Origin of the sequence: Streptomyces sp. NPDC050988 (assembly GCF_044456225.1) — a bacterium.
Taxonomy (GTDB): Bacteria; Actinomycetota; Actinomycetes; order Streptomycetales; family Streptomycetaceae; genus Streptomyces.
In genome coordinates this window covers 113,112-134,443 of sequence record NZ_JBITFQ010000030.1, presented here as the reverse complement: position 1 = coordinate 134,443, position 21,332 = coordinate 113,112, and the positions used below count along the sequence as shown (strand labels likewise).

The following is a 21,332-nucleotide window of genomic DNA, read 5'->3' as shown; positions in this document are numbered from 1 at the left end:
CGGTGTTTGGGGTGGGCGGCTCTAGGTTGTTTATAACACCCAGCGCTATTTTTTTTTTTTTTTTTTTTGGTGGGGGGGGGGGGCGGCGCCCCCCCCCCCCCCCCCCCCCCCCCCCCGACACGCTGTCGGTTCGGCTCGCTCAGCTGAACGGGTCCAGCGTGATGTACGCCGTCTGCGGGTTGTTGTCGTTGACGAGCGACTCGTGGGCGCCGACGTCGTCGAAGGCGAAGCCGTACGCCTTGCCGTCGACCATCTGGGCGTGGATCTTCCGCGAGTAGTGGTTGGTCACGGTGTCCTGGTAGAAGCCCGCGGAACTCGTGTCGGGTTGGTTGGGGTTGGTCAGGAGCGTGGAGCGGTTGAAGCCCGCGCACAGGGTGCGGGAGATCGGGCCGCGTACCAGGTCGTTCGGCGCGTCCAGCAGCTTGTAGCAGCCGAAGATGCTGTCGGAGTCGGGCTTCTGGAAGCTGGTGACGACGGCGCCGGAGCCGTTGGTGAAGTTCATGACGTTGCCGGAGACCCTGCCGTAGTACTTGGTGCCCGGCTGGTCGGCGAACGGTGTCACCGTCAGCGTGGAGGTGGAGTACTTGGACCACACCCGGTTGATGTAGTCGTTCATGACGGAGGCGGGCAGGGCGCCCGCCTCGATGCCGTGGCCGGGGGCGAGGGCTCGCAGGATGGTCCCGTCGGAGCGGGTCCTGATGAGGTTGGCCCAGCCGCCGGGCTGGCCCCTGAGGGCGTTGAAGAACCCGTTGTAGCCGCCCGGCTTCAGGTGACCGGTGTTCTTGACGGCGCCGGCGGTGTTCTTGACGCCGACCGCGTACGGCGCCGAGAACATGTCGACCTGTGTGCTGTTGATCCACAGTCCGGCGTCGTTGAGCGTGTACTCGGTCCAGTTGAAGAGGATGTTCACGTTCGGGTCGGACGGGTTCTGCACCGCGGGCTGTACGAGACCGCCGGTGGTCAGCTTGAAGACGAGCTTCTGGCCGTAGGAGAAGTAGACCCGGCCGGAGAACTTGGGCATCCGGATCGTCTTGGTCTGGCCGTTGGCCGGTCCGGCGATCGACGCGTCGGGCGCGGGGGTCGGCGGGTTGCCGCCGGCGGGCCAGGCGTGGAACGTGCCGTTCGCGTCGGCCCAGCCCTGCTGGCCGGTCGAGAGCAGGGTCCCGATGTTGTAGATGTACACCTGATCGCCGCGCCCGGAGGTGTTCTTGATCTCCAGCGGGATGGTCGTGGGCACCGCGGCTTCGGCGCGGGATGCGGGGCCCACCGTCGTGAGTCCCGCGGTGACGGTTGCCGCGGCGACCAGGGCCACCAGCGCTTTCCGTAGGGCAAGCACGCTCGTCCTCCTGCCAGGTGGGCTTCTCCCACCGGAGTCGAAATGCGACGGACGGATGGTCGGGGGCAGCGTCCCGCCATGGGGAGGCAAGGGCGGCGTGGCCCCTTCCGGTCGTTTGAGAGCGCTCTCAGAGTGGGCCTCATGAGTGGGACACGTCAAGGTCTAGACCAAGATGGTCATCGTCGGGCCGGAACAGGCCGCGGCGAACGGGCCGCGGCGAACCGGTCACGGCGAACGGGTCACGGCGAACCGGTCACGGTGAACGGGTCACGGCGAACCGGTCACATCGACGGGCCGTGGGTCCAGGCACCGGCGAGCAGCGTGCCGTACACCGGCATCTCGCGCAGGGTCCGGGCGTCCGCGGTGAGCGGATCGGCGTCGGTCACCACCAGGTCCGCCCGGTCGCCGACCCGGATCAGCCGCTGCCCCCGGGACGAGCCGGCGAGGGCGGCCGCCACCGGTATCCGCTGCTCCGGGTGCCACGGCGGGCGCTCGTCGCCGGTCCGCGTCACGGCGGACGCCATGGTCAGCCAGGGGTCGAGCGTGGCGACCGGGGCGTCCGAGCCGAGCGCCAGGACGGCCCCGGCGTCGAGCAGGTCGGCGAAGGCGTACGCCCGGTGGGTCCGGCCCGCCCAGTGCCGGTCGGCGACGTCCCGGTCGTCCACGGCGTGGGTGGGCTGGATGCTCACGGTGACGCCCAGTTCGGCGAAGCGCGGGATGTCCTTGAGGGCGAGCAACTGGCCGTGCTCGACGCGGCCGTGGCAGCGCACCGCCTCGAACGCGTCGAGGGTCATCTCGTTGGCGCGGTCCCCGATCGCGTGGACCGCGGGCTCGATCCCGTGGGAGGAGGCGTGGCGCAGCAGTGACACCAGCTCCTGCGGGGGCAGTTGTTCCAGTCCGTGGGAGCCGGGCTCGCCGGGGACCGCGCCCGGGTACGCCTCGTGGCACAGCGCGGTGCGGGTGTTGAGCGAGCCGTCGGTGAGCAGCTTGAACGGCCCGACCTCCAGCAGCCCGCCGGGGGTGTCCAGGGTCTGGCCGGTGCGGAGCCCTCGCCCGATCGCCGCCTCCAGCTGCGGGGACCAGATGGAGGCGGCCACGCGGAGCGGCACCGGGGCGCCGTTCATTCGGCGGGTCCAGTCCGCGATGTTGTCGGCGTACTCGAAGTCGACGATGCCGGTGATCCCGCGCGCGGCGGCGGCGAGGCAGGCGTCCTGTACCCACTGGTCCGTCAACTCCACCGGGGCGGTGGGGAGTTCGGCCATGGCCCGCATGCACTCGTCCTCGCGCAGCAGTCCGGTGGGGTGGTCGCCGCGGTCCACCAGGGCGAGTGCGGGCGAGTTGAGCCAGGCGCAGTGCAGATCCATGCTGATCAGCAGGGCCGGGCGGTCCGGGATGAGGGCGTCGAGCAGGTCCTTGTGGGGCGCGTCCGGCCACAGTCCGTCGCGGAAGCCATGGCCGATCATGGGCTCCCCGGGTGGCAGCGTGGCCGCCTGCCGGCCTGTGGCCTCCGCGGCTTCCCTCGCCGACCCGGCGCCGGACACGTCGAGCCGTCGGCGCAGGCCCGCCCACTGGACCATGTGTACGTGTGAGTCCCACAGTCCCGGCAGCAGCGTACGGCCGTCGAGGTCGAGGTTCCGCCCGTCCGCGCGTGGTGATTCGCCCGGCGGAAAGACGGCCCTGACGAGACCTGACTCGATACGGACGTCGCTCAGCGGTCCGCCCGCGCCGAGGTGGACGCGGCGCAGGGTGAGCGGCTCGGCGGCGGCCGAGGGGGCGCCGGGCGCTGCGCTGTCCGGGCCGGTCACGCTGTTCGGGCCGGTCACGGTGTTCGAGTCGGTCACGCTGTTCGGGTTGGTCACGGCTTCCTCCGGATGTCGCGCATGGCGCGGGCGAGTTCGGGAACGGCGTACGGCCGGCCGGATTCGAGGGCCCCGGCGAGGCGGAGGACGATCTCCTCGCGCTCGTCCTGACTGAGTTTCGCCTTGGCCGTCACCTTCGTGGCGGGCAGCCGGAATCCGGTGACGGCGGCGGCGATCCGATGGGCGTAACTCTCCACGCGGGCCAGCCGCCATGGCTGGGGAAGGCGGTCCTCGAAGTGGTCGACGGTGGCGGACAGCACGTCGTAGGTGTCCGCCGGGTCGAGGACCTCGGGGCGGCCGTGGACGTGCAGGACCGTGAAGTTCCAGGTCGGGACGTGGGGTGTCTCTCCGTACCAGCTCGGCGAGATGTAGCCGTGCGGCCCCTGGATCACGACGACGACCTCGTGGGAGCCGAGTTCGTGCTTCCTGGCGTCGGCCCTGGCGAGGTGGCCGAGGAGCGTGCAGCCGGAATCCCGGGTGTCACCGGTGTTCCCGGTGTCCTGGCGCGAGTCGTCGACCAGGACCGGCAGGTGGGAGACGACCAGTCCGCGGTCGGGAGTGTGAGTGATCAGGGTGGCCCAGGGGTGGGCTCTCGCGAGATCACGGATCCGTCCGGGGTCGTCGACCCGGAAGATCTCCTGCTCCAGCATGTGCGCTGTTCCGTCCTGTCAGTTCTCGGCCATTGATTCTCGGCCATTGATTCTGGGCCGTCGGTTGTGGGGCCGTCAGTTCTCGGGGAAGTGGCAGGAGACCTGCCGCCGTCCGACGGTCGACTCCGGGGCCGGAACAGGCTGTTGAGCCACGCAGATCTCCTCGCTCTTCCAGCAGCGCGTGTGGAAGGCGCAGCCGGTGGGTGGCCGGGTCGGGCTGGGAGGGTCGCCCTGCAGCACTATGCGGCCGGTGGCGCCCCGCCCGCGCGGGTCCGGATCAGGAACGGCCGAGAGCAGCGCCCGGGTGTACGGATGCGCGGGGCGGGAGTAGACGGTGTCGCGGTCGCCGTGCTCGACGATCCGCCCCAGATACATGACGGCGACCTCGTCGGCGACGTGCCGCACCACGGCCAGATCGTGCGCGATGAAGACGTATGACAGTCCGAACTCGCGTTGCAGCTGCTTGAGGAGGTTGATGACCTGGGCCTGGACGGAGACGTCGAGCGCGGACACCGGCTCGTCGCAGACCAGGATCTTCGGTCGCAGCGCGAGCGCCCGGGCGATGCCGAGGCGCTGGCGCTGTCCGCCGGAGAACTGGTGGGGGTGGCGGTGCGCGTGCCCGGGGTCGAGCCCGACCATGTGCAGCAACTCGTGGGCCCAGGAGGCGCGTTCCTTCTTCGGCATCAGGTCGCGGTGGATGTCGAGCGGCTCACGGACGATCTCCAGGGCCGTCATCCGGGGATCGAGGGAGGTGTACGGGTCCTGCATGACCAGCTGGATGTCGCGCCTGCGGCGGCGGAGTTCGGCCGACGGCAGGGCGAGCAGGTCCCGGCCCTCGACGAGCACGGTGCCGGAGGTGGGCCGGTCCAGCGCCATCAGCAGGCGGGTGAGGGTCGACTTGCCGCAGCCGGACTCGCCCACGAGGCCGAGGGTCGAGCCCCGCCGCAGGGTCAGGTCGACGCCGTCCACGGCCTTGACCGTGGCCCGGCGCCGGCCCCCGGCCACGAGCCCGCCGATCTTGTAGTGCTTGACCAGACCGCGGGCTTCCAGCAGCGCGGCGTCGGCCGGGACGTCATCGGGCACCGGAGACCTCCAGCGGGTAGTGGCAGGCGACGAGGCGCGCGGGCGGCTCGGGGAGGGCCGGGAGCAGCATCGGCTCCTGTGTCGCGCAGCGTTCGCCGACGTCGGGGCAGCGCGGATGGAAGGCGCAGCCGGCGGGCAGCAGACCGGGGCCCGGCGGGCTGCCCGGGATCGGGTTGAGGTCGTCGGCGCCCCCGGCGAGGCGGGGCACGGCGGCGAGCAGTCCCCGGGTGTAGGGGTGTGCGGGCCGGTCGTACAGCTCCTGGACCGGGGCCTGTTCCAGGATGCGCCCGGCGTACATGATGGCGACCCGGTCGGCGGTGCCCGCGGCGAGTCCCAGGTCGTGGGTGATCAGCAGCAGGGCGGAGCCGGTCTCCTCGCGGAGTTCGGCGAGCAGTTCCATGATCTGTGCCTGCACGGTGACGTCCAGGGCGGTGGTGGGCTCGTCGGCGATGAGGACGTCGGGGCTGAGCGCCACCGCCATCGCGATCATGATGCGTTGCCGCATGCCGCCGGAGAACTGGTGGGGGTGGTCGCGGTAGCGGCGCGCCGGGTCGGGGATGCGGACCCGGGCCATCAGCTCGACGGCCCTTGCACGGGCCTCGCGGCGGCCGACGCCCTCGTGGGCCCGTATCGTCTCGGCGATCTGGAAGCCCACGGTGAGCGTGGGGTTGAGGGCGGACAGGGCGTCCTGGAAGACCATCGCGATGCGCCTGCCGCGCAGCGCACGGAACTCGTCCTCGGGCAGGGTCAGCAGGTCCGTGCCCCGGTGACGGGCGCTGCCGCCGACCCGGGCGGTGGTGGCCGGGAGCAGGCCCATCACGGCCATCGCGGAGATGCTCTTGCCGGACCCGGACTCGCCGATCAGCGCGAGGGTCTCCTCCTCGTGGAGGGTGAACGAGACTCCGTGGACGACGCGTTGGGCGGCGCCGGACCGGGAGAGCACGTCGACGGTGAGGTCCTGGACGTCCAACAGCGGTGCGTCCAGGGGGGATTTCACGGTCGTGTGGTTGGTCGTGTGGTCCATGAGGGGGTCACCGGCCTCTCGGATCCAGGGCGTCACGCACGGTGTCGCCGAAGGTGATGAGCACGAAGACGGTGAAGGAGAGGAACAGCCCGGGGAAGATCAGCAGGTGCGGGTGGGTCTGGAAGGAGTTCTGGGCTCCCGCGAGCTGAAGTCCCCAGGAGATCGAGGGGGGTTGGAGCCCGACACCGAGGAACGTCAGCGCGGCCTCGGCGACGATCACGCCGCCGACCGTGATGGTGGCGAGGACGAGGACCGGTGTGAGGGCGTTCGGCAGGACGTGTCTGCGCACGATGTGCCACTGGCTCGCGCCGAGGCTGCGGGCCATCACCACGTAGTCGGCCTCGCGCACCGACCGAACCGACGCCCGTACCACCCGGGTCATGGTCGGCCAGCCGAAGAGTGCCAGCACCCCGGCCACGGTCGGTACGTCCCGGGTGGTGAAGCTGTTGAGGACGACGATCGCGCCGAGCAGGAACGGGAAGCCGAGGAAGACGTCGGTGATCCGGGCGATCACGCTGTCGACGATCCGCCCTGCCATCCCGGCGAGGCAGCCGAGGCCGAGTGCGACGCCGAGTCCGAGGCCGGTGGCGAGCAGGCCGACGCCGAGCGAGGCGCCCGCTCCGTGGATGACGTTGGCGTACAGGTCGCAGCCCTGGACGTCGTATCCGAAGGGGTGTCCGGAGGCCGGTCCCTGGGCGCTGTGGCCGAGGTCGCAGACGGTCGGGTCGCCGTGGCCGAACCAGCCCGCGAAGAGTCCCGGCGCGGCGGCGAGCAGGAGGAGCAGAAGGGCGCAGCCGCCGGTGAGGAGGAACACCGGCCTGCGGCGCAGCTCGTGCCAGGTGCCCCGTGGGGGCTGGTACGAAGCCTCGGCCGAAGTCCCTTGTGTCCCAAGCTTTTCAGGGGAGAGAGTGGCGTCAGTCATGGCGGATCCTCGGGTCCAGGAGGCTGTTGAGGAGGTCGACCAGGACGCTCGCGGCCAGGAAGATCAGGATCAGAGCGGTCGACACCCCCACCACCGTCGGTCCGGCGTGGGCGCGGATGGCCTGGAAGAGCAGCTGGCCGATGCCGGGGAGGTTGAAGACGCCCTCGATGATCACGGTGCCGCCGAGCAGGTAGCCGAGGTCGATGGCGAGGTAGGTGACGGCCGGGATGAGGGAGTTGCGCAGCACGTGGACGCCGACCACCCGGCGCCGCGTGAGGCCTTTGGCGACGGCGGTGCGTACGTAGTCGGCGCGCAGGTTCTCGATCACCTCGGCCCTGACCAGCCGGGACACCGACGCCAGTCCGAAGGCCGCGACGCACAGCGCGGGCAGCAGATAGCTCGTCGGCCAGCCGTCGGTGTTCCCGGCGACCGGGAACCACCCCAGCTGCACGCCGAGGACGACCTGCGCGGTGTACGCGAGCACGAACACCGGCACGGAGGTGGCGCCGATCGTGAACGCGAGCACCGTACGGTCCGTCCAGGTCCCCTGGCGCAGCGCGGCGAGCACCCCGAGCCCGATGCCGACGACCGCCTCGATCCCCCAGGCGGTCAGCGCCAGCTTCAGCGTGACCGGCCAGCGGTCGGCCATCTGCTCGGCGACCGATCGCCCGCTGAAGTCGGTCCCGAGATCGCCGTGGAAGAGCCCGGCCAGATAGTGGCCGTACTGGACCAGCAACGGATCGTCGAGGTGGTGCTGTTCACGCAGGGCCCGCGCCACGCTCGGAGCGAGCGGCCGGTCGCCGGCGAGCGCGGCGATGGGGTCGCCCGGCAGGACGTACGTCATCGCGTAGATGACCAGGCTGATGCCGAAGAAGACGAGCAGCGCCTCCAGCAGGCGGCGTATGAGGTACGTCATCCGGGGTCCCCCGTGATGTCACGGGCGCGGGCGTGGTCGGCGGCGGCCAGCAGCGCCCCGTACTGGATCCCGGCCAGCGTCGAGATCGCGATCGGCTCGCCCGTCGCCGGGCCGGCCGCGCGCTCCCATACCTCGTACGTCTCCAGCAACTCCCGGTGGCAGCGGCGCACTTCGGGGGTGGCGGTGCCCGCGACCACTTCCGCGTTGAGGGCGCGCAGCAGCATGCCACCGAAGCGGACGCGGAGGCTGTGCACACCGGCCTCGCAGTCGAAGCGTTCGGAGACCGTGGCGGCACGGTCGGGCAGTCCGTCGGCGCGGGCCGACTCCATGGTGGCGAGTTCGGCCAGCGACGGTACGAACTCGCGGACCGCCCGCAGGAACGGGGACTGGATGGTGAGATGCGGGTTCGCCGCGTCGAGGATGCCGCCGAGGAACGTCCCGGCCTCGCCCAGCGCCCGCGCCCGGCTCCGGACCACGTCGGCGTGGCGCTGTTCGATGGGTGTGTTGTCGTCGGCGTCCGGATGGCTCCAGTGCGGGACCTCGGTGACGAAGTAGAAGGTGCCGTAGCGCTCGGCGTACGCGGCGCTCGACGAGCCCGCGATCTTCGCTGCGGCGTCGACGCCGAGCCCTTCGAGGTAGTCGTACGCGTCCTTCATGTCGATGCAGCCGTAGACGGCGGGGGAGTAGACCGGGGCGTGGGCGGCCTCGGGTTCGCCGGTCGCCAGCGGCATACCGAGGGAGGCCGGTATCTCGGTCAGGACTCCGTACAGCTCCGGGGCCGGACGGTTCATGTAGTAATAGACGCCGCCCGCCTCGCAGTTGTGCAGGGTGGTCAGGAAGCGCGGCCGGGTGGCGTCCAACAGCCGCATCAGCGCCAGGGTTTCGGGCAGTACGCGGTCGAACCACGCCTTCTTGTAGGCGAACGGGAAGGTCCACTCGACCTGTTCGTTGCCGGCGGGCCGGTAGAAGTGGCGCCCGTAGTTGCGCTTGTCGGTCGGGGTGGCGAACCAGCCCTCGTTGAGCCGGGCCCCGTCCGGGTCGATGCAGGGCACGATGTGCCAGGCCCCGCCGAAGTGCCCGCGCAGTTCCGGGCTTTCGCACAGGGCCCTGGCCAGGTGCAGGGCGGTCACCGCGCCGACCGGCTCGTTGGGGTGCACCCCGCCGACGACGACGTATCCGCCGTCCCCGTCCGTCGTGAGGCTCGCGGGTCCTTCACCCACCGTGAAGCAGTACAGGGGTTCGCCGAGGGTCGAGGTGCCGATCCGGCTCTCGGTCACCAGGCCGGGGTGAGCCTTCGCCAACTCCCTGAAGGCGGTGAGGAGTTCGTCCACGGCCGGGTAGGCGTGGGTCTCGGGGACGGTCGCCGCGTGCCGTACCCAGTTCCCGGGGGACGGCATGGCGGGGGCGGACTGCTCGGATGTCGCGGCGGTCATGCTGGTGCGGATCTCCGGGGTGTCGGGGGTACGGGGGTGCGGGTGCCGTCGTACGCGTACGTGCACGGCGTCACGGGATGCCGGACGGTCAGCCGACGACGGATATCCGGGTGAGCTCGACGTCGGCCGGGCCCACGGTCACCCCGGTCACCTTGGGGGTGCTGGCGTAGATGTAGCTGCCGTAGAAGAGCGGGATCACGGGGAAGTCCTGGAGGATGCGCTTCTGCGCGTCGTTGTAGAGCTTCGCGGCCGCGGTGGTGTCGGCCGCGCCGTCCGCCTGCTGGAGCAGCTTGTCGACGTCGCCGTCGCTGTAGTGGCTGCAGACCTGGCAACCGCCGGCCTTGGTGAAGATGCCGCGCAGGGTCGCCTGCATGCTCGGGTAGAGGGCGCCCCAGTGCGCGTGGTTGAGTCCGGTGATCTTCCCGCCGAACGCCTTCTCGCTGAACTCCGCCCAGTCGGCGGTCGGTTGGGCCCTGACATCGGGGATGTCCAGGTTCTGCCTGAGCTGGTTGGCGACCGCCTTGTAGAGCTCGTCGAGGCCGAGCCCGCCCGGGTAGGTGATCGTCAGCTTCCCGGACCAGCCGCCCGCCTCCTTGAGCAGCTTCTTCGCCGCGGCCTGGTCGTACGCACAGGCGTCGCAGATGCCGGTCTCGGCGCCGACCTCGGAGGACGGAGTGAGGGAGGTGGCCGGGGTGTAGAGCCCGCCGTAGATGGCCTTGTTGACCGCGGACCGGTCGATCGCCATGGACAGCGCCTTGCGCAGCCGGACGTCGTCGAACCTCTTGTCCTGCAGCGGCAGGCCCATGAACTCCAGCGACGGCGCGTCGTACGTGTGCAGCCGGTCCCCGAAGTCGGCCTTGGCCTGGCCGTACTTGCTGACCGGCACATAGGCCAGGTCGATGTTGCCCGCCTGCACGTCGGTGTACGCGGTGTTGAGGTCGGCGTAGCTCTTGAAGGTGATCTCGGACGACTTCGGCTTCGGCCCCCGGTACGCCGCGTAGGCGCTGACCGTGGTGCCCTCGTCGGCCTTCCAGGCGGAGGTCATCCTGAACGGGCCGTTGCCGATCGGCTTCTTGTCGTAGCCCTTGGGATCCGTGAACGCGGCCTTCGGCATCGGGTAGAAGCCGAGCTGGCTCGGGGTGAGCTGGAGCGGGAACTGGCTGTCCGGGCTGGTGAGCGTGACGTTCAGTGTCGTGGCATCGACGACCTTCACGCCCGACAGGGTCTTGGTCTTCGGCTTGCCCTTGGCCGGGTTGAGGGCCGCGTAGCCCTCGATACCGGTGAGCTGGCCGTTGCCGGCCCAGCCGTTGGGGGCGTAGGCGGTGGCGTTCCAGGCGTCGGCGTAGCTCTGCGCGGTGACGGCCTCACCGTTGTGGAACTTCCAGCCGGAACGGAGCTTGATGGTCCAGTGCCGGGCATCGGTGGAGGTCACCGACTTCGCCTGTACGTAACTGATCGCGCCCTTGGCGTCGACCTTGACCAGCGGGGCGAAGAGCACGCGCAGCTGGTCCCAGCCGACGGTGCTGCGGCCCGGGGTGAGATGGTCGGGTTCGGCGACGGCGACCGAGAAGCCGCCGGCCTTCGTCGTACCGCCGCCGCTCTTCGCGCCGCTGGAGCAACCGGAAGCGGCGAGGGCGAGAACGAGGGCCAGCGATAGGCTCGCCGGGGCTGTGAACATGGGTGATCTGGGCACGACGACTCCATGGGAGAGCAGGGGCGCGCCATGGCCCGGCCTCAGGAAAAGGGCCTGGGCTGCCGGGTGCTCACCAGGGCGCGTACCGGGATACTGGGCGTCGCTGAGATGCCATGTCAATGCAAAGCTGCGAAACTTTTAAGATGAGATGAAAGTTTACGAGGAGGAATCAATGCCGGGCGAGGCGCCAGCCAGCACCACGTACGACAGCTCCGGACAGCTCGACGGCTCCGGACATCAGGACAGTGGCGGCTGGAGCCGGGAGTCGTTCGTGGAGGAGGTCGGGCTGGTCTGGGAGGCGGCCGGGAGCAGCCGGATGGACGGCCGTGTCATCGCATACCTGCTCATCACAGACGTTCCGTACGTCTCCTCGGCGGATCTGGCCGCCGCCCTGCGGGTCAGCGCGGGCTCCGTCTCACTGGCGACCCGCCGTCTCGTCGAGGCGGGGTTCATCAGGCGGCATGCCGTGCCGGGAGAACGCAGCCACTACTTCCGCGTCGACGACGACGTGTGGGGCAGCTTCCTGGCCGGTGAACGGCGCCACCTGAACCGGCAGGAGCAGCTCGCCGAGCGGGCCCTCGAACTGCTCGGCCCGGAGGAGGAGGCGCCGCGCCGCCGTCTGGGCAACATGCGCGACTACATGCGCTGGCTCCGGGGCAGCCACCACGAGCTGCTGAAGCAGTGGCGGACATACCGGTCCCAGGCCGCCGACCAGGCGACGGACCGGCCGACGGACCGGCCCACCGGCGAGACCACGGACCGGACAGTCGGGTTCCCGGAGCAGGGCGGCCCGGCCGTCGGGGAGCCGTCGTCGGCGTCCGCGCCGGCGGACGACGAGGAGATCCGCGAGCACCTCTCCGCCACGCTGAGCCCGGTCCTGGCACGGCATCTCGTACCGGACGCGCTGTGGGCCGCCGCGGAACCGCTGCTTGCCACCGGGCCTGCCTCCGGCTCCGCGAACGAACGCGCGGCGTTCACCGCCGTCGTCTACGTGCTCACCTCGGGCTGCAGCTGGCAGCAGCTCCCGGCGCAGTTCGGGATCTCGCACTCCACCGCGCACCGCCGCTTCACCGCGTGGAGCAGGGCGGACCTGTGGCGGCGTTGGCTCGACGCCCTGTCCGCGGCGCCCGTGGACGCCGCGGACCTCGCCTGGTGCTCGACGATCGTCGAGGCGGCCGCGAGCCGCCGGCCCGGCAGCGGAGGGTGACCGGTCCGGGGCGGCCAGACCGGCCCCGGGGCGGTCAGGGGCCGGTCAGACGCCGGGGACGGTGTCCTCGAACCTGGTGCCCGCGCTGCGGTACGCGTTCAGCTTGGCGGTGACCTGGGCCGGAGTGAGGACCTGGTCCTTGACGTGCATGACGTAGTCGACCTGCTGGTCGTACGCCCGCGCGGTGGTGCTGGTCTGGCCCGCGAGGTCGATCAGCCACTGGTTGAAGTTGATCGACATCGGCCGCTCCGGCAGGTACTGGGCGCCGTGGGTGCCGAAGAGCTGCCCGTCGAGGTAGTACTTGATGGTGCTGTTGTCGATGGTCAGCACCAGGTCGTGCCAGCCGCTGAAGCTCTGGCGGGCCTCGGTGTGCTGGTTGACCGCCACCCACGGGTCGGCCTGGTAGGTCTCCCAGGACGTCGTGTAGAGGATGTTGGCCGGCTCGCCCCAGCCGCCGTTGGGCAGGTACTCGAAGTCGTACTCGGCGTAGTTGTCCGCCATCGGTGCCTGGAGGTCGTTGATGGTGAAGAACGTCTGGACGAGGCGGTCGCCGTCCGGGCCGTACTTGGGCGCGTCGTTGAACCTGACGCGGGCCGCGTAGGTGCCGTTCTTGAACTTCATCGACCTGGTGAGGATCTCGGTCTGCTCGGTGCTCGCCGCGGTGCCGGCGGTCGAGGTCTCCAGGTTCATGATGGAGTTGCCGCCGGTGGTGGCGAAGGTGATGTTCTCGGGCGCCCAGGTGGCGCCGGGCACGCCGGGGCCACCGGAGTTGGAGCGCACGTTCCAGCCGTTCGCCGAGATCCTCGGGTCGGTGTGGCCGGTGTAGTTGAAGTCGTCGAACAGCGCGGCGCCCTCGGCCGGAGGATCGGTCGGCGGGTCGGTGGGCGGATCCGTCGGCCCGTTGCCCGCCGGGGCCTGACCCCACAGCAGCGTGCCGGCCAGCTGGGCCGTGACCTTGGTCCAGTCGCCGTACGACGTCCGGGAGGCGCCGAAGGAGTAGTCGTCGCTCTGGTTCAGCGACGCCCAGTTCGACTGGTAGAAGCGCAGTTGCAGGTCGCCGGTGTCGGCGCCCGGAGCGAGGGAACCGGCACCGGAGGTGAAGCCGATCTCCAGGTAACGGTCGGCCGTGGCGGTCGGGTTGGCGAGTGTGCCGAAGGTGCCCGTGACGTTGGCGCAGCCCTTGACGGCCCAGGAACAGGCGAAGCGGTAGGTGGCGCTCGCGGAGTCGGCCTTGAAGTAGTACCGGATCTTGGTGTTCGCCAACTGCACTGTGCTGGCACCGGTGTTCGTCACCTTGAACCAGGGTTCGGCCTGGTCGGCGGAGGCTCCCGTGGCGCTCGTACGGTACTGGACGCTCAGCCCGTCGGCGGCTGCGCTCGCGGTGGTGGGGAGTGCCGTGAGCGCGGCTGCGCCCATGGCCACGGCGACGGCGGTGTGTGCGGTGGCGCGCAGCCTCTTCTTCGCGAATCTCATCGTTGTTCCTCTCCAGAAAGGTGGGGGTGATTCCCGGAACGGACAGGGTCGGGGGTGGTGTGAGGGGGCGATGTCAGGGGTGGCGGTGGATGCCGAGCGCGTCCAGCCGGGCGGTGTGCTCGCCGAGCCGGGCACGGAAGTCGGCCCAGTCGGTCGCGCCGCTCCAGCCGCGGTCGGCGAGGGCGCACAGCCGCGGATAGGTGAGGTATTCGATGTGGGCGGGTGTCGTGACGAACTCGGTCCACAGCTGGGTCTGGGTGCCGAGCACCCGCCCGGCCGCCTCGGCGTCCGCGTCCTCGGGGACGGGGTCGTGGGCGTGGACCGCGCGCAGATCGACGACGGTGCCGGGCTGGGCAGGCGGCTCGTGGGGGTCGTCGGACTGGACGTAGTCGAGGTACGTGGCCCGGTGGTACGCGTTGATCACGGGGTGGCCGCGGCGGGCCGCGGTCAGGGTGTGGGACGGGTCGCGCCAGGTCATCACGGTGAAGTCCAGGGGCAGTTCGGCCCCGGTCTCGGCCCAGCCGACCGGCCGGCGTCCGCGGCGGACGAGGAAGTCGCCGATCTGCCCGAGGAACCACCCGTGCAGCGCCTCGGCGTTCGGCAGGCCCTCCGCGACCGCTCGTTCGCGCGCGGCGACACTGTGCGTCCACTCGGCGGTGGGGCACTCCTCGCCGCCGACGTGGATGTACGGCGACGGGAAGACGTCCATGACCTCTTCGAGGACCGTGCGGCAGAAGTCGAGGACCTCGTCGTGGACACCGAGGACGGTGTCGCACACACCCCAGCGCGTCCAGACGTCGAGGGTGCGCTCCGGGCGGTTGCCCAGCGAGGGATAGGCGGCGAGGGCGGCGCGTACGTGCCCCGGCATCTCGATCTCCGGCATGACGGTGACGCCGCGAGCGGCCGCGTACCGCACCAGACCGGAGAGTTCGGCCCGCGTGTACGCCCCACCGTGCGGGACGCCGTCGTACGTGCCGCTGCCGGCCGGGCCCGTCTGGGACTCGGCGCGATGGCCGCCGATCTCGGTGAGCTTGGGGCGGGCGGCGACGGGCATGCGCCAGCCCTGGTCGTCGGTGAGATGCAGATGGAACACGTTGATCTTGTGCAGGGCCAGCACGTCGACGTACCGGCGCAGATAGGAGACCGGCTGGAAGTGGCGGGCCACGTCCAGCATCGCGCCGCGCCAGGGGTGACGGGGCTGGTCGGTGATCTCGGAGCACGGCAGCCGCCACGGAGTGTCGCCCTGCGGAGTCTCCGACAGGGCCTGTGGGGGCAGGAGTTGACGGATCGTCTGGATACCGCGCAGCAGACCGGTGAGGTGCGCGGCGCGCAGCAGCATGGCGTCCGGGGCGATCGTGAGGACGTATCCCTCGTCGCCCAGGCTGCCGCCGAGGCCGGAGTCGATGGCCAGCTTCAACTGCCCGCTCGGGGACGGTGGCAGGGCCAGTCCGGTGGCGGGGGCGAGCAGGGTCCGCAGCAGCTCCGCGGCCTGTTCGGTGCCTGCGCCGATGCTCAGGGCGGTGTCGTCGTCCAGCGTGAAGTACCCCGGCCGCAGCACGGTCTCGGTGGGGCGGGGGACGAGGGTGATTGCGGACGGGTGTGCGGGCACGGATCGCCTCCGGAACGAAGCTCGCGGGGGACTGCGGGGGGTGTGTGCGGGGGACTGTGCGGTGGGGCTGTGCGGGGTCAGCCCTTGACCGCGCCGGCGGCGAAGCCCGAGGTGACATGGCGCTGGAGCACCAGGAACACCACGAGTGCCGGGGCGGCGAAGAGGGTCGAGGCGGCCATGGTGGCGCCCCAGTCGGTGCCGAACACGTTCTGGAACGAGGACAGCCACACGGGCAGGGTGCGGTTGTCCTGCTGCTTGATGATCAGGAAGTTGGCGTACGTGAACTCGTTCCAGGCGGTGATGTAGCCGAACAGCGAGGTGGCCATCAGGCCCGGGGCGAGGAGCGGGAACGCGATGTGCCGGAACGCGCCGATCCGGGTGCAGCCGTCGACCTGCGCGGACTCCTCCAGCTCCGGGGGGATCGTGTCGATGAAACCGCGCAGGACGATGAGGGTGAACGGCAGCGTCATCATGAAGTAGACGAGGGTCAGGGTCGGCAGCCGGTCGAGCATGTCGGTGTCCCGGGAGATGATGTAGACCGGGATGATCAGCGACTCCCAGGGCGCCATCTGGGCGATGAAGACCATGAGGACGAACTGCCGGCGCCCCTTCCACCTCATCCGGGCGACCGCGTAGGCGGCGCCGAGCGCGATGACCAGGGCGAGCGCGACGGCGCTCAGTGTCACGAGGATGCTGTTTCGCCAGAACAGACCGAAGCCGTCGGCGCCGACGGCCGTGCGGAAGTGGTCGAGCGTCCAGCTCTCCGGGAGGATCCGGGGGTTGTCGGACTGGATGTCGCGGCTCGGCGTGAACGCGGTGGCGACCATCCAGTAGACCGGGAACAGGCACACTACGACCGTGATCACGGCGGCGGCGTTCAGGGGCAGTCGGCGGACGCGGAGCCGGGTGGTGGTGCTCATGAGAGCTCGTCCTCCTGGCGGAACATCTGGCGGAAGTAGAGGACGAGGACGCCCGACATCAGCACGACGGTGACCATGGAGGCCGCCGAGCCGAGGTCGTAGCGCTGGCTCGACAGGGCGGTCTGCACCGCGTAAACGGGCAGGATCGTGGTCGTGTCGCCGGGCCCGCCGTTGGTCATCACCCAGATCTGGACGAACGCCTTGAAGGTCCAGATCACTTCGAGCGAGAGCACCAGCATGAAGATCGGCCGGACGATCGGATAGGTGATGGAGCGGAAGATCCGCGGCCCCGACGCCCCGTCGAGCCGCGCCGACTCGTACAGCTCGGTGGGGACGGTGGTGAGGGCCGAGTAGAGGGTGATCGCCGCGAACGGCACGGACTGCCACACGATGAGGGCGACCAGGATGGCGAAGGCGGCCGGGCCGTGCGCGAACCAGGGGTAGCGGTCGAAGGACTCGAACCCCAGGTCCGTCAGGACGGCGTTGACGATGCCGAACTCCGAGTGGAACAGCCACTGGAAGACGGTGGTCGCCGCGATGACGGGCATCGCCCAGGTCAGTACCAGCGCGCTGAGAACCGCGATCCGCCCGAACCGGCCCAGCCGCTCGATCATCAGCGCCACCAGCGTGGACAGCACCATGATCAGTACGACGTTGACCGCCATGAAGAGGAACGTGCGGCGCACGACCTCCCAGAAGCGGCTGTCCCCGAGCAGCGTCTCGTAGTTCTTGAGTCCGACGAAACGCGCGTCGCCCAGGATGAGTTGACGCAGTCCGAAGTCCTGCAGCGAGATCACGACGGCGCGGACCAGGGGATAGACGAGCAGGTAGAGCGTGCCCAGGACGGCGGGTGCGATCAGGACGTACGGCCAGATCCCGCGGCCGCCGTCCTTCGACGGGCCGCGCCGTCCTGGGCCGGTGGTGCGCCGGGGGCGGGGGGTGCTCGGTGGGGGGTGTGGCGCGGTCTGCTCTCGGACGGCCGACACGGCACTCCTCCTCCGGTGCGTTGGCGGTTCCGGTGCGGTTCCGGTGCGTTGGCGGTCAGGAGCCGGAGTTCATCGCCGTGGTGATGGCGTCGGACGCGGTGGCGGCTTCCTTCTCGGCGTCGCCTCCCGTGAGAACGGCCGTCATGTAGTCCTTGATCGGGTTCTTGGCCTCGACGGCGGCCCAGCCCGGTGTGTTGGGTGTGGCATGGCCCTCGGCGGCGCCGACCGCCATGGCCGAGGCGCCCGGGTCGGAGGCGACCGCGGAGGCCAGGGTGGTCTTGTTCGGGACGTAGCTCATGGCGACGGCGAGCTTCTTCTGCCAGGCGTCGCCGGTGAGTTCCTTGATGAACGTGTAGGCCGCGTCCTGCTTGGCGGAGGCCGTCGGGATGACGAGGTCGGAGCCGCCGGTGAAGACCGCGCCGGGTGTGTCGGCGGTCTTGCCCGGGATCGGGAAGAAGCCGAGCTTGCCCTTCAGCTCGGGGTTGTTCTCGATGATGACGTTGGCGCCGCCGGGAGTCGAAATGACCTGGGCGACCTTCCCCTTGGCCATGACGTCCGCCTGCGGAGGGCTGTCCTCGTCGGAGTCCTTGGGGCCCTTGCCGAGTGCCTGGAGCTTCGCGTAGAACTCCATGCCGCGGATCGCCTCGGGGGTGTCGAGGCCGCCCTGCCACTTGCCGCCCGACTCGGTGGCGAGGTCGCCGCCCTCGTCCCAGACGAAGCCCGCGAGGGCGTACCACATCTGACCGGGCAGATAGATGCCCTGCGTGTCACCGGAGTTGAGCTTCTTGGTGGCCGCGATCCACTGGTCGCGGGTCTTGATCGCGGCCGGGTCGACACCCGCCTCCTTGAAGAGGTCGGTGCGGTAGATGACGACGCGGTTGGCGGCGTAGTACGGGATGCCGTACTGCTTGCCCTCGTAGGCGCCGGGCTCGGCGAGGCCCTTGAGCCAGTCCTTGCCCCCGAGTTCGTCGACCTTGTCGCTGAGGTCGAGCAGGCCACCGCTCTGCGCGAACTGGGCGACCTGGGTGTTGCCGGTCTCGATCACGTCCGGTGCGTCACTGCTGGCGAGGGCCGCCGTGACCTTCTCGCCGATCCCGTCCCACTCCTGGATCTGCACCTTGACGTCGATGTCCGGGTGAGCGGCCTCGAAGCCCTTGACGAAGTCCTTCTGGAACTCGGCCGAGACGCTGTCGCGCATCAGCCAGACATCGATGGTGGTGCTCCCGCCGGAACTGCCGCCGGAGTCGTCGGAGGAACTGCTGCAGGCACTCAGCCCGGCGGTCATCACAAGCACGGACACACCGGCAAACAAGCGGAGCTTCACGGTTCACCTCTGGAGGACATGACCCAACCACCTGACCAGTGAAGCCCACTGGACAGCTCACCTCTTGATGCGGGGACGAAACTGGCATAGACCAATGAGCGGCGTCAACCCCCTGTGCCCACTGGGTTTTTGACACCTGGGCCAGTCAGGACCTGGGCGATCACCGTTCGGCACCGGTTACACTTCGCCCCACCAGGGGGGCGGCTGCGCGCGACCACTGGTCAACTGGTAAAGCGGCTGGCGCGCATGAGGGGGCACGGCATGAAGGAAGACGCACCAGGTGCGGTCCTCAAACGGGAGCGGGTCCGCGACTTCATCCTCGATCTCGTCGAGTCGCAGCGCCCGGGTGACGCGATCCCCTCCGAGCGCGCCCTCTGTGCCCGGCTGGGTGTGTCCCGCCCGACCCTGCGCGCGGCGGTCGACGAGCTCGTCGCCGCGGGTCTCCTGGTGCGGGAACACGGCCGCGGCATGTTCGTGGCGCCCGAGAAGATCACCCAGGAACTCGTCTCCGGCCAGCAGACCATGACGGCGCCCCGGGCCTCCGGGGCCTGGTCGAGCCGCCTCCTGGAGTTCACCACCTTCGCGGCCGGCGCCCGCGTGGGGCGCAAGCTGCGCATCTCACCCGCCGCCGAGATCGTGTACGTGGCACGGCTGAGGCTGGTCGACGGCGCCCCGATGGCCATCGAGCATCTGCACATCAGGGCCGATCTGGTACCGACCCTGTCCGCCGAGGAGTTGGAGGCCGGCGACCTGTACGAGCACCTGCGCGAACAGCACGGCGTGTACGTCCAGGAGGCCGTGCAGGCGATCGAGCCGACCGTCGTCACGCGGGCCGAGGCCGAACTGCTCGACGTTCCCGAGCTGTCCCCCGCGCTGCTCTTCGAGCGGCTCACCTCGGACACCACGGGACAGCCCGTCGAGTACGTCCACTCGATCTACCGCGGCGACCGCTACCGCATCGTCTCGCGGCTCACCCTCGACCCCTCGGCGACGGCGCCGTCGTCCCGGCTCGGACACCACCCCGGCATCCCGCCGGGCGACTTCGCACACCGTGACACCATCGCGTCCTCCACGCGGGGGGACATCCAGTCGGCGCCGTGAGCGGGCTTCTCGTGGTGGTCCGGAGTTACGGAGCGATCGCGTCGGCCGCCGCTTCCGATTCGCTCGCCGGTGTGCCCGTGGGTTGCTGAGGCCCTCGCACGAGGACGTGGACGAAGAGGGCGGCCATGACGGCGACCCCTGCCCACATGGCGTTCTGCCAGCCGTCGACGAACGACTCCTGGGCGGCGCGGACCAGCGACCGCGCATGGGCGCCGGCCTGGGGCGCGGCGTCGAGCGCGTTGGCGACACCTTCGCGCGCGGTGTCGGCCGGGCCCTCGGGAACACCGGCGAGCCGGGAGTCGATGGCGTCGCGGTAGCCGGCGGACAGAAGCGCTCCGAGCAGGGCGACACCGAGCGCGGTGCCGAACTCGCGGGTGACGTCGTTGAGCGCGGACGCGACGCCTTGGCGCTCCCGGGGGAGGGCACTGGTGATGGCCTCGGTGGAGGGCGTCATCGACAGGCCCATGCCGATGCCCATGGCGAGCATCCCGGGAAGGACGGACGGATAGCCGCCGTCGACGGAGACGACGGCGGCCATGAGCGCCAGACCGGCACCGGCCAGGAGGATGCCGGTGGCCATGGTCGCCCGGGGGCCGACACGCACGGCCAGCCGCGGGGCGAGTCCGGAGGCCGTCATCATCGCCAGGGCCATGGGCATCAGCGCCAGGGTGGACAGCAGCCCCGACCAGCCGAGAACGGCCTGGAAGAACGGGAAGAGGACCACGAAGATGCCCGCCTGGACCCCGAAGACCACCAACAGCGTGATCGAACCCCCGGCCAGGCCGCGCTCACGGAACAGGCGTACGTCCAGAAGCGCGGCATCCCGACGGCGCAGTTCCCAGGTTACGAAGCCGATGGCGGCGATGACCCCGACGGTCAGGCCGGTCAGGGTCGCGGGGGCGGTCCAGCCCCGCTCGGGGCCTTCCTGGAGGACGAGGATGAGCCCGACCACCGCGACGACGGACGTCAGCGCGCCGACCGTGTCGAAGGCGTGCCCGGACCTCTCGCGGGAGTTGGGGACGGACCGCAGCGTCATGGCGAGGGCGACCACGACGAGCGCGATGGGCAGGACGAACAGCCACCGCCAGCTCACCGCGTCGACCAGGGCGGCCGAGAGGAACATGCCCAGGACGCCACCACCGCCGGCCACACCGGTCCACACCCCGATCGCCCGTCCCCGTTCCTCCTTGGGGAACGTCGAGGTGATGACGGCGAGCGTGATCGGCATGATCATCGCCGCGCCCACTCCGCCGAGCAGCCGAGCGGCGAGCATGACCTCGGTCGACGGGGCCAGACCCGCCACCGCACTGGCGACGCCGAACACGGTCAGGCCGGTGAGCAGCATGGGCTTGCGGCCGAAGCGGTCGCCGATCGCGCCCAGCGGCAGCAGGAGTGCGGCCAGGCTCAGCGTGTAGATGTTGATGATCCACAGGACCGTGCTCTGGGAGGCGTCGAAGGCGACGGCGAGGTCGGGCTGGGCGACGTTGAGCCCGGACACCGACGCGATGACGGCCATCAGCGCGACACAGACGGCGATCAGGATCGTGCGACGTTGACGAGCGTCGGGCACGCTCTCGCCGGGGGCTCCGGGCGTGCTTGCGCCGCTCGGGCCGGGGCTCGCTTCGGGAGCCTGGTTCGTACTCATGGATTCCTCGGGATTCTCAAGAGGCATGCGGATATCGGCGCCGGAGCGCCAAGGGGGATGGGTGACAGGGGTGGGCCCAGTCCTCGCGGACTGCGGGGCCGAACAGGAACGACGCTAGGCGCTTCTTGCCACGCTGGCATACGATGTTGCC

Annotated in this window: 16 protein-coding genes and 2 pseudogenes; 3 read left to right on the top strand and 15 right to left on the bottom strand. The window is 70.3% G+C overall.

Annotation, left to right across the window (positions count from 1 at the left end; translation table 11 throughout):
- Positions 1–139 precede the first annotated feature (139 nt).
- From ACIBEI_RS39995 to ACIBEI_RS39955, 9 genes are all read right to left on the bottom strand, one after another.
- Positions 140–1,336, bottom strand: coding sequence for a glycoside hydrolase family 64 protein (locus tag ACIBEI_RS39995; protein WP_398895590.1), 1,197 nt, complete (start codon positions 1,334–1,336; stop codon positions 140–142).
- A gap of 281 nt (positions 1,337–1,617) precedes the next feature.
- On the bottom strand, positions 1,618–3,195 hold the full coding sequence (locus ACIBEI_RS39990; RefSeq protein ID WP_398895589.1) for an amidohydrolase family protein: 1,578 nt from the start codon (positions 3,193–3,195) through the stop codon (positions 1,618–1,620).
- Positions 3,192–3,845 carry an FMN-binding negative transcriptional regulator gene (locus ACIBEI_RS39985; protein WP_398895587.1) on the bottom strand — a complete coding sequence of 218 codons (654 nt, stop codon included), beginning with the start codon at positions 3,843–3,845 and terminating at the stop codon, positions 3,192–3,194. Before ACIBEI_RS39985 ends, ACIBEI_RS39990 begins: the two co-directional genes overlap by 4 nt.
- Positions 3,846–3,920: 75 nt before the next feature.
- The gene (locus ACIBEI_RS39980; protein WP_398895586.1) at positions 3,921–4,928 is read right to left on the bottom strand and encodes an ABC transporter ATP-binding protein; all 1,008 of its coding nucleotides are present in this window, start codon (positions 4,926–4,928) and stop codon (positions 3,921–3,923) included.
- Positions 4,918–5,952, bottom strand: coding sequence for an ABC transporter ATP-binding protein (locus ACIBEI_RS39975; protein ID WP_398895584.1), 1,035 nt, complete (start codon positions 5,950–5,952; stop codon positions 4,918–4,920). Before ACIBEI_RS39975 ends, ACIBEI_RS39980 begins: the two co-directional genes overlap by 11 nt.
- Positions 5,953–5,959: 7 nt before the next feature.
- Entirely contained in the window at positions 5,960–6,874 is a 915-nt protein-coding gene (locus tag ACIBEI_RS39970; protein WP_398895583.1) for an ABC transporter permease, read from the bottom strand.
- Positions 6,867–7,790, bottom strand: a complete 924-nt coding sequence (locus ACIBEI_RS39965; protein WP_189841284.1) for an ABC transporter permease — start codon at positions 7,788–7,790, stop codon at positions 6,867–6,869. The genes ACIBEI_RS39970 and ACIBEI_RS39965 overlap by 8 nt, the downstream gene beginning before the upstream one ends.
- Entirely contained in the window at positions 7,787–9,289 is a 1,503-nt protein-coding gene (locus tag ACIBEI_RS39960; protein ID WP_398895581.1) for a M14 family zinc carboxypeptidase, read from the bottom strand. The genes ACIBEI_RS39965 and ACIBEI_RS39960 overlap by 4 nt, the downstream gene beginning before the upstream one ends.
- A gap of 22 nt (positions 9,290–9,311) precedes the next feature.
- Positions 9,312–10,916 carry an ABC transporter substrate-binding protein gene (locus ACIBEI_RS39955; RefSeq protein WP_398895579.1) on the bottom strand — a complete coding sequence of 535 codons (1,605 nt, stop codon included), beginning with the start codon at positions 10,914–10,916 and terminating at the stop codon, positions 9,312–9,314.
- A 148-nt stretch (positions 10,917–11,064) separates the two neighbouring features.
- Between ACIBEI_RS39955 and ACIBEI_RS39950 the strand changes: the two are divergent.
- Positions 11,065–11,379 (top strand): annotated as a pseudogene (locus tag ACIBEI_RS39950) (GbsR/MarR family transcriptional regulator); the annotation flags it as partial.
- Between the two features lie 165 nt (positions 11,380–11,544).
- A pseudogene (locus tag ACIBEI_RS39945) lies at positions 11,545–12,013 on the top strand (transposase); the annotation flags it as partial.
- A gap of 155 nt (positions 12,014–12,168) precedes the next feature.
- On the opposite strand, the gene ACIBEI_RS39940 reads toward ACIBEI_RS39945, so the two are convergent.
- The 5 genes from ACIBEI_RS39940 to ACIBEI_RS39920 all read right to left on the bottom strand — a co-directional run bounded on the left by ACIBEI_RS39940 (position 12,169) and on the right by ACIBEI_RS39920 (position 18,435).
- Positions 12,169–13,596: a cellulose binding domain-containing protein gene (locus ACIBEI_RS39940; RefSeq protein ID WP_398895578.1), complete on the bottom strand. Its 1,428-nt coding sequence runs from the start codon at positions 13,594–13,596 to the stop codon at positions 12,169–12,171.
- Between the two features lie 73 nt (positions 13,597–13,669).
- Entirely contained in the window at positions 13,670–15,205 is a 1,536-nt protein-coding gene (locus ACIBEI_RS39935) for a beta-N-acetylhexosaminidase (RefSeq protein WP_398895577.1), read from the bottom strand.
- A 77-nt stretch (positions 15,206–15,282) separates the two neighbouring features.
- Complete coding sequence (locus ACIBEI_RS39930) at positions 15,283–16,125, bottom strand: carbohydrate ABC transporter permease (protein ID WP_398895576.1); 843 nt, start codon at positions 16,123–16,125, stop codon at positions 15,283–15,285.
- The gene (locus ACIBEI_RS39925; RefSeq protein WP_398895574.1) at positions 16,122–17,111 is read right to left on the bottom strand and encodes a carbohydrate ABC transporter permease; all 990 of its coding nucleotides are present in this window, start codon (positions 17,109–17,111) and stop codon (positions 16,122–16,124) included. Before ACIBEI_RS39925 ends, ACIBEI_RS39930 begins: the two co-directional genes overlap by 4 nt.
- 55 nt (positions 17,112–17,166) lie before the next feature.
- Entirely contained in the window at positions 17,167–18,435 is a 1,269-nt protein-coding gene (locus tag ACIBEI_RS39920; protein ID WP_398895572.1) for an extracellular solute-binding protein, read from the bottom strand.
- 261 nt (positions 18,436–18,696) lie between these two features.
- On the opposite strand from ACIBEI_RS39920, the gene ACIBEI_RS39915 reads away from it, so the two are divergent.
- A complete protein-coding gene (locus ACIBEI_RS39915; protein ID WP_398895571.1) occupies positions 18,697–19,536 on the top strand; it encodes a GntR family transcriptional regulator in 840 nt (279 codons plus the stop codon).
- A 25-nt stretch (positions 19,537–19,561) separates the two neighbouring features.
- Here the strand turns inward: ACIBEI_RS39915 and ACIBEI_RS39910 are convergent, their stop codons facing one another.
- A complete protein-coding gene (locus ACIBEI_RS39910) occupies positions 19,562–21,181 on the bottom strand; it encodes an MFS transporter (protein WP_398895570.1) in 1,620 nt (539 codons plus the stop codon).
- Positions 21,182–21,332 lie beyond the last annotated feature (151 nt).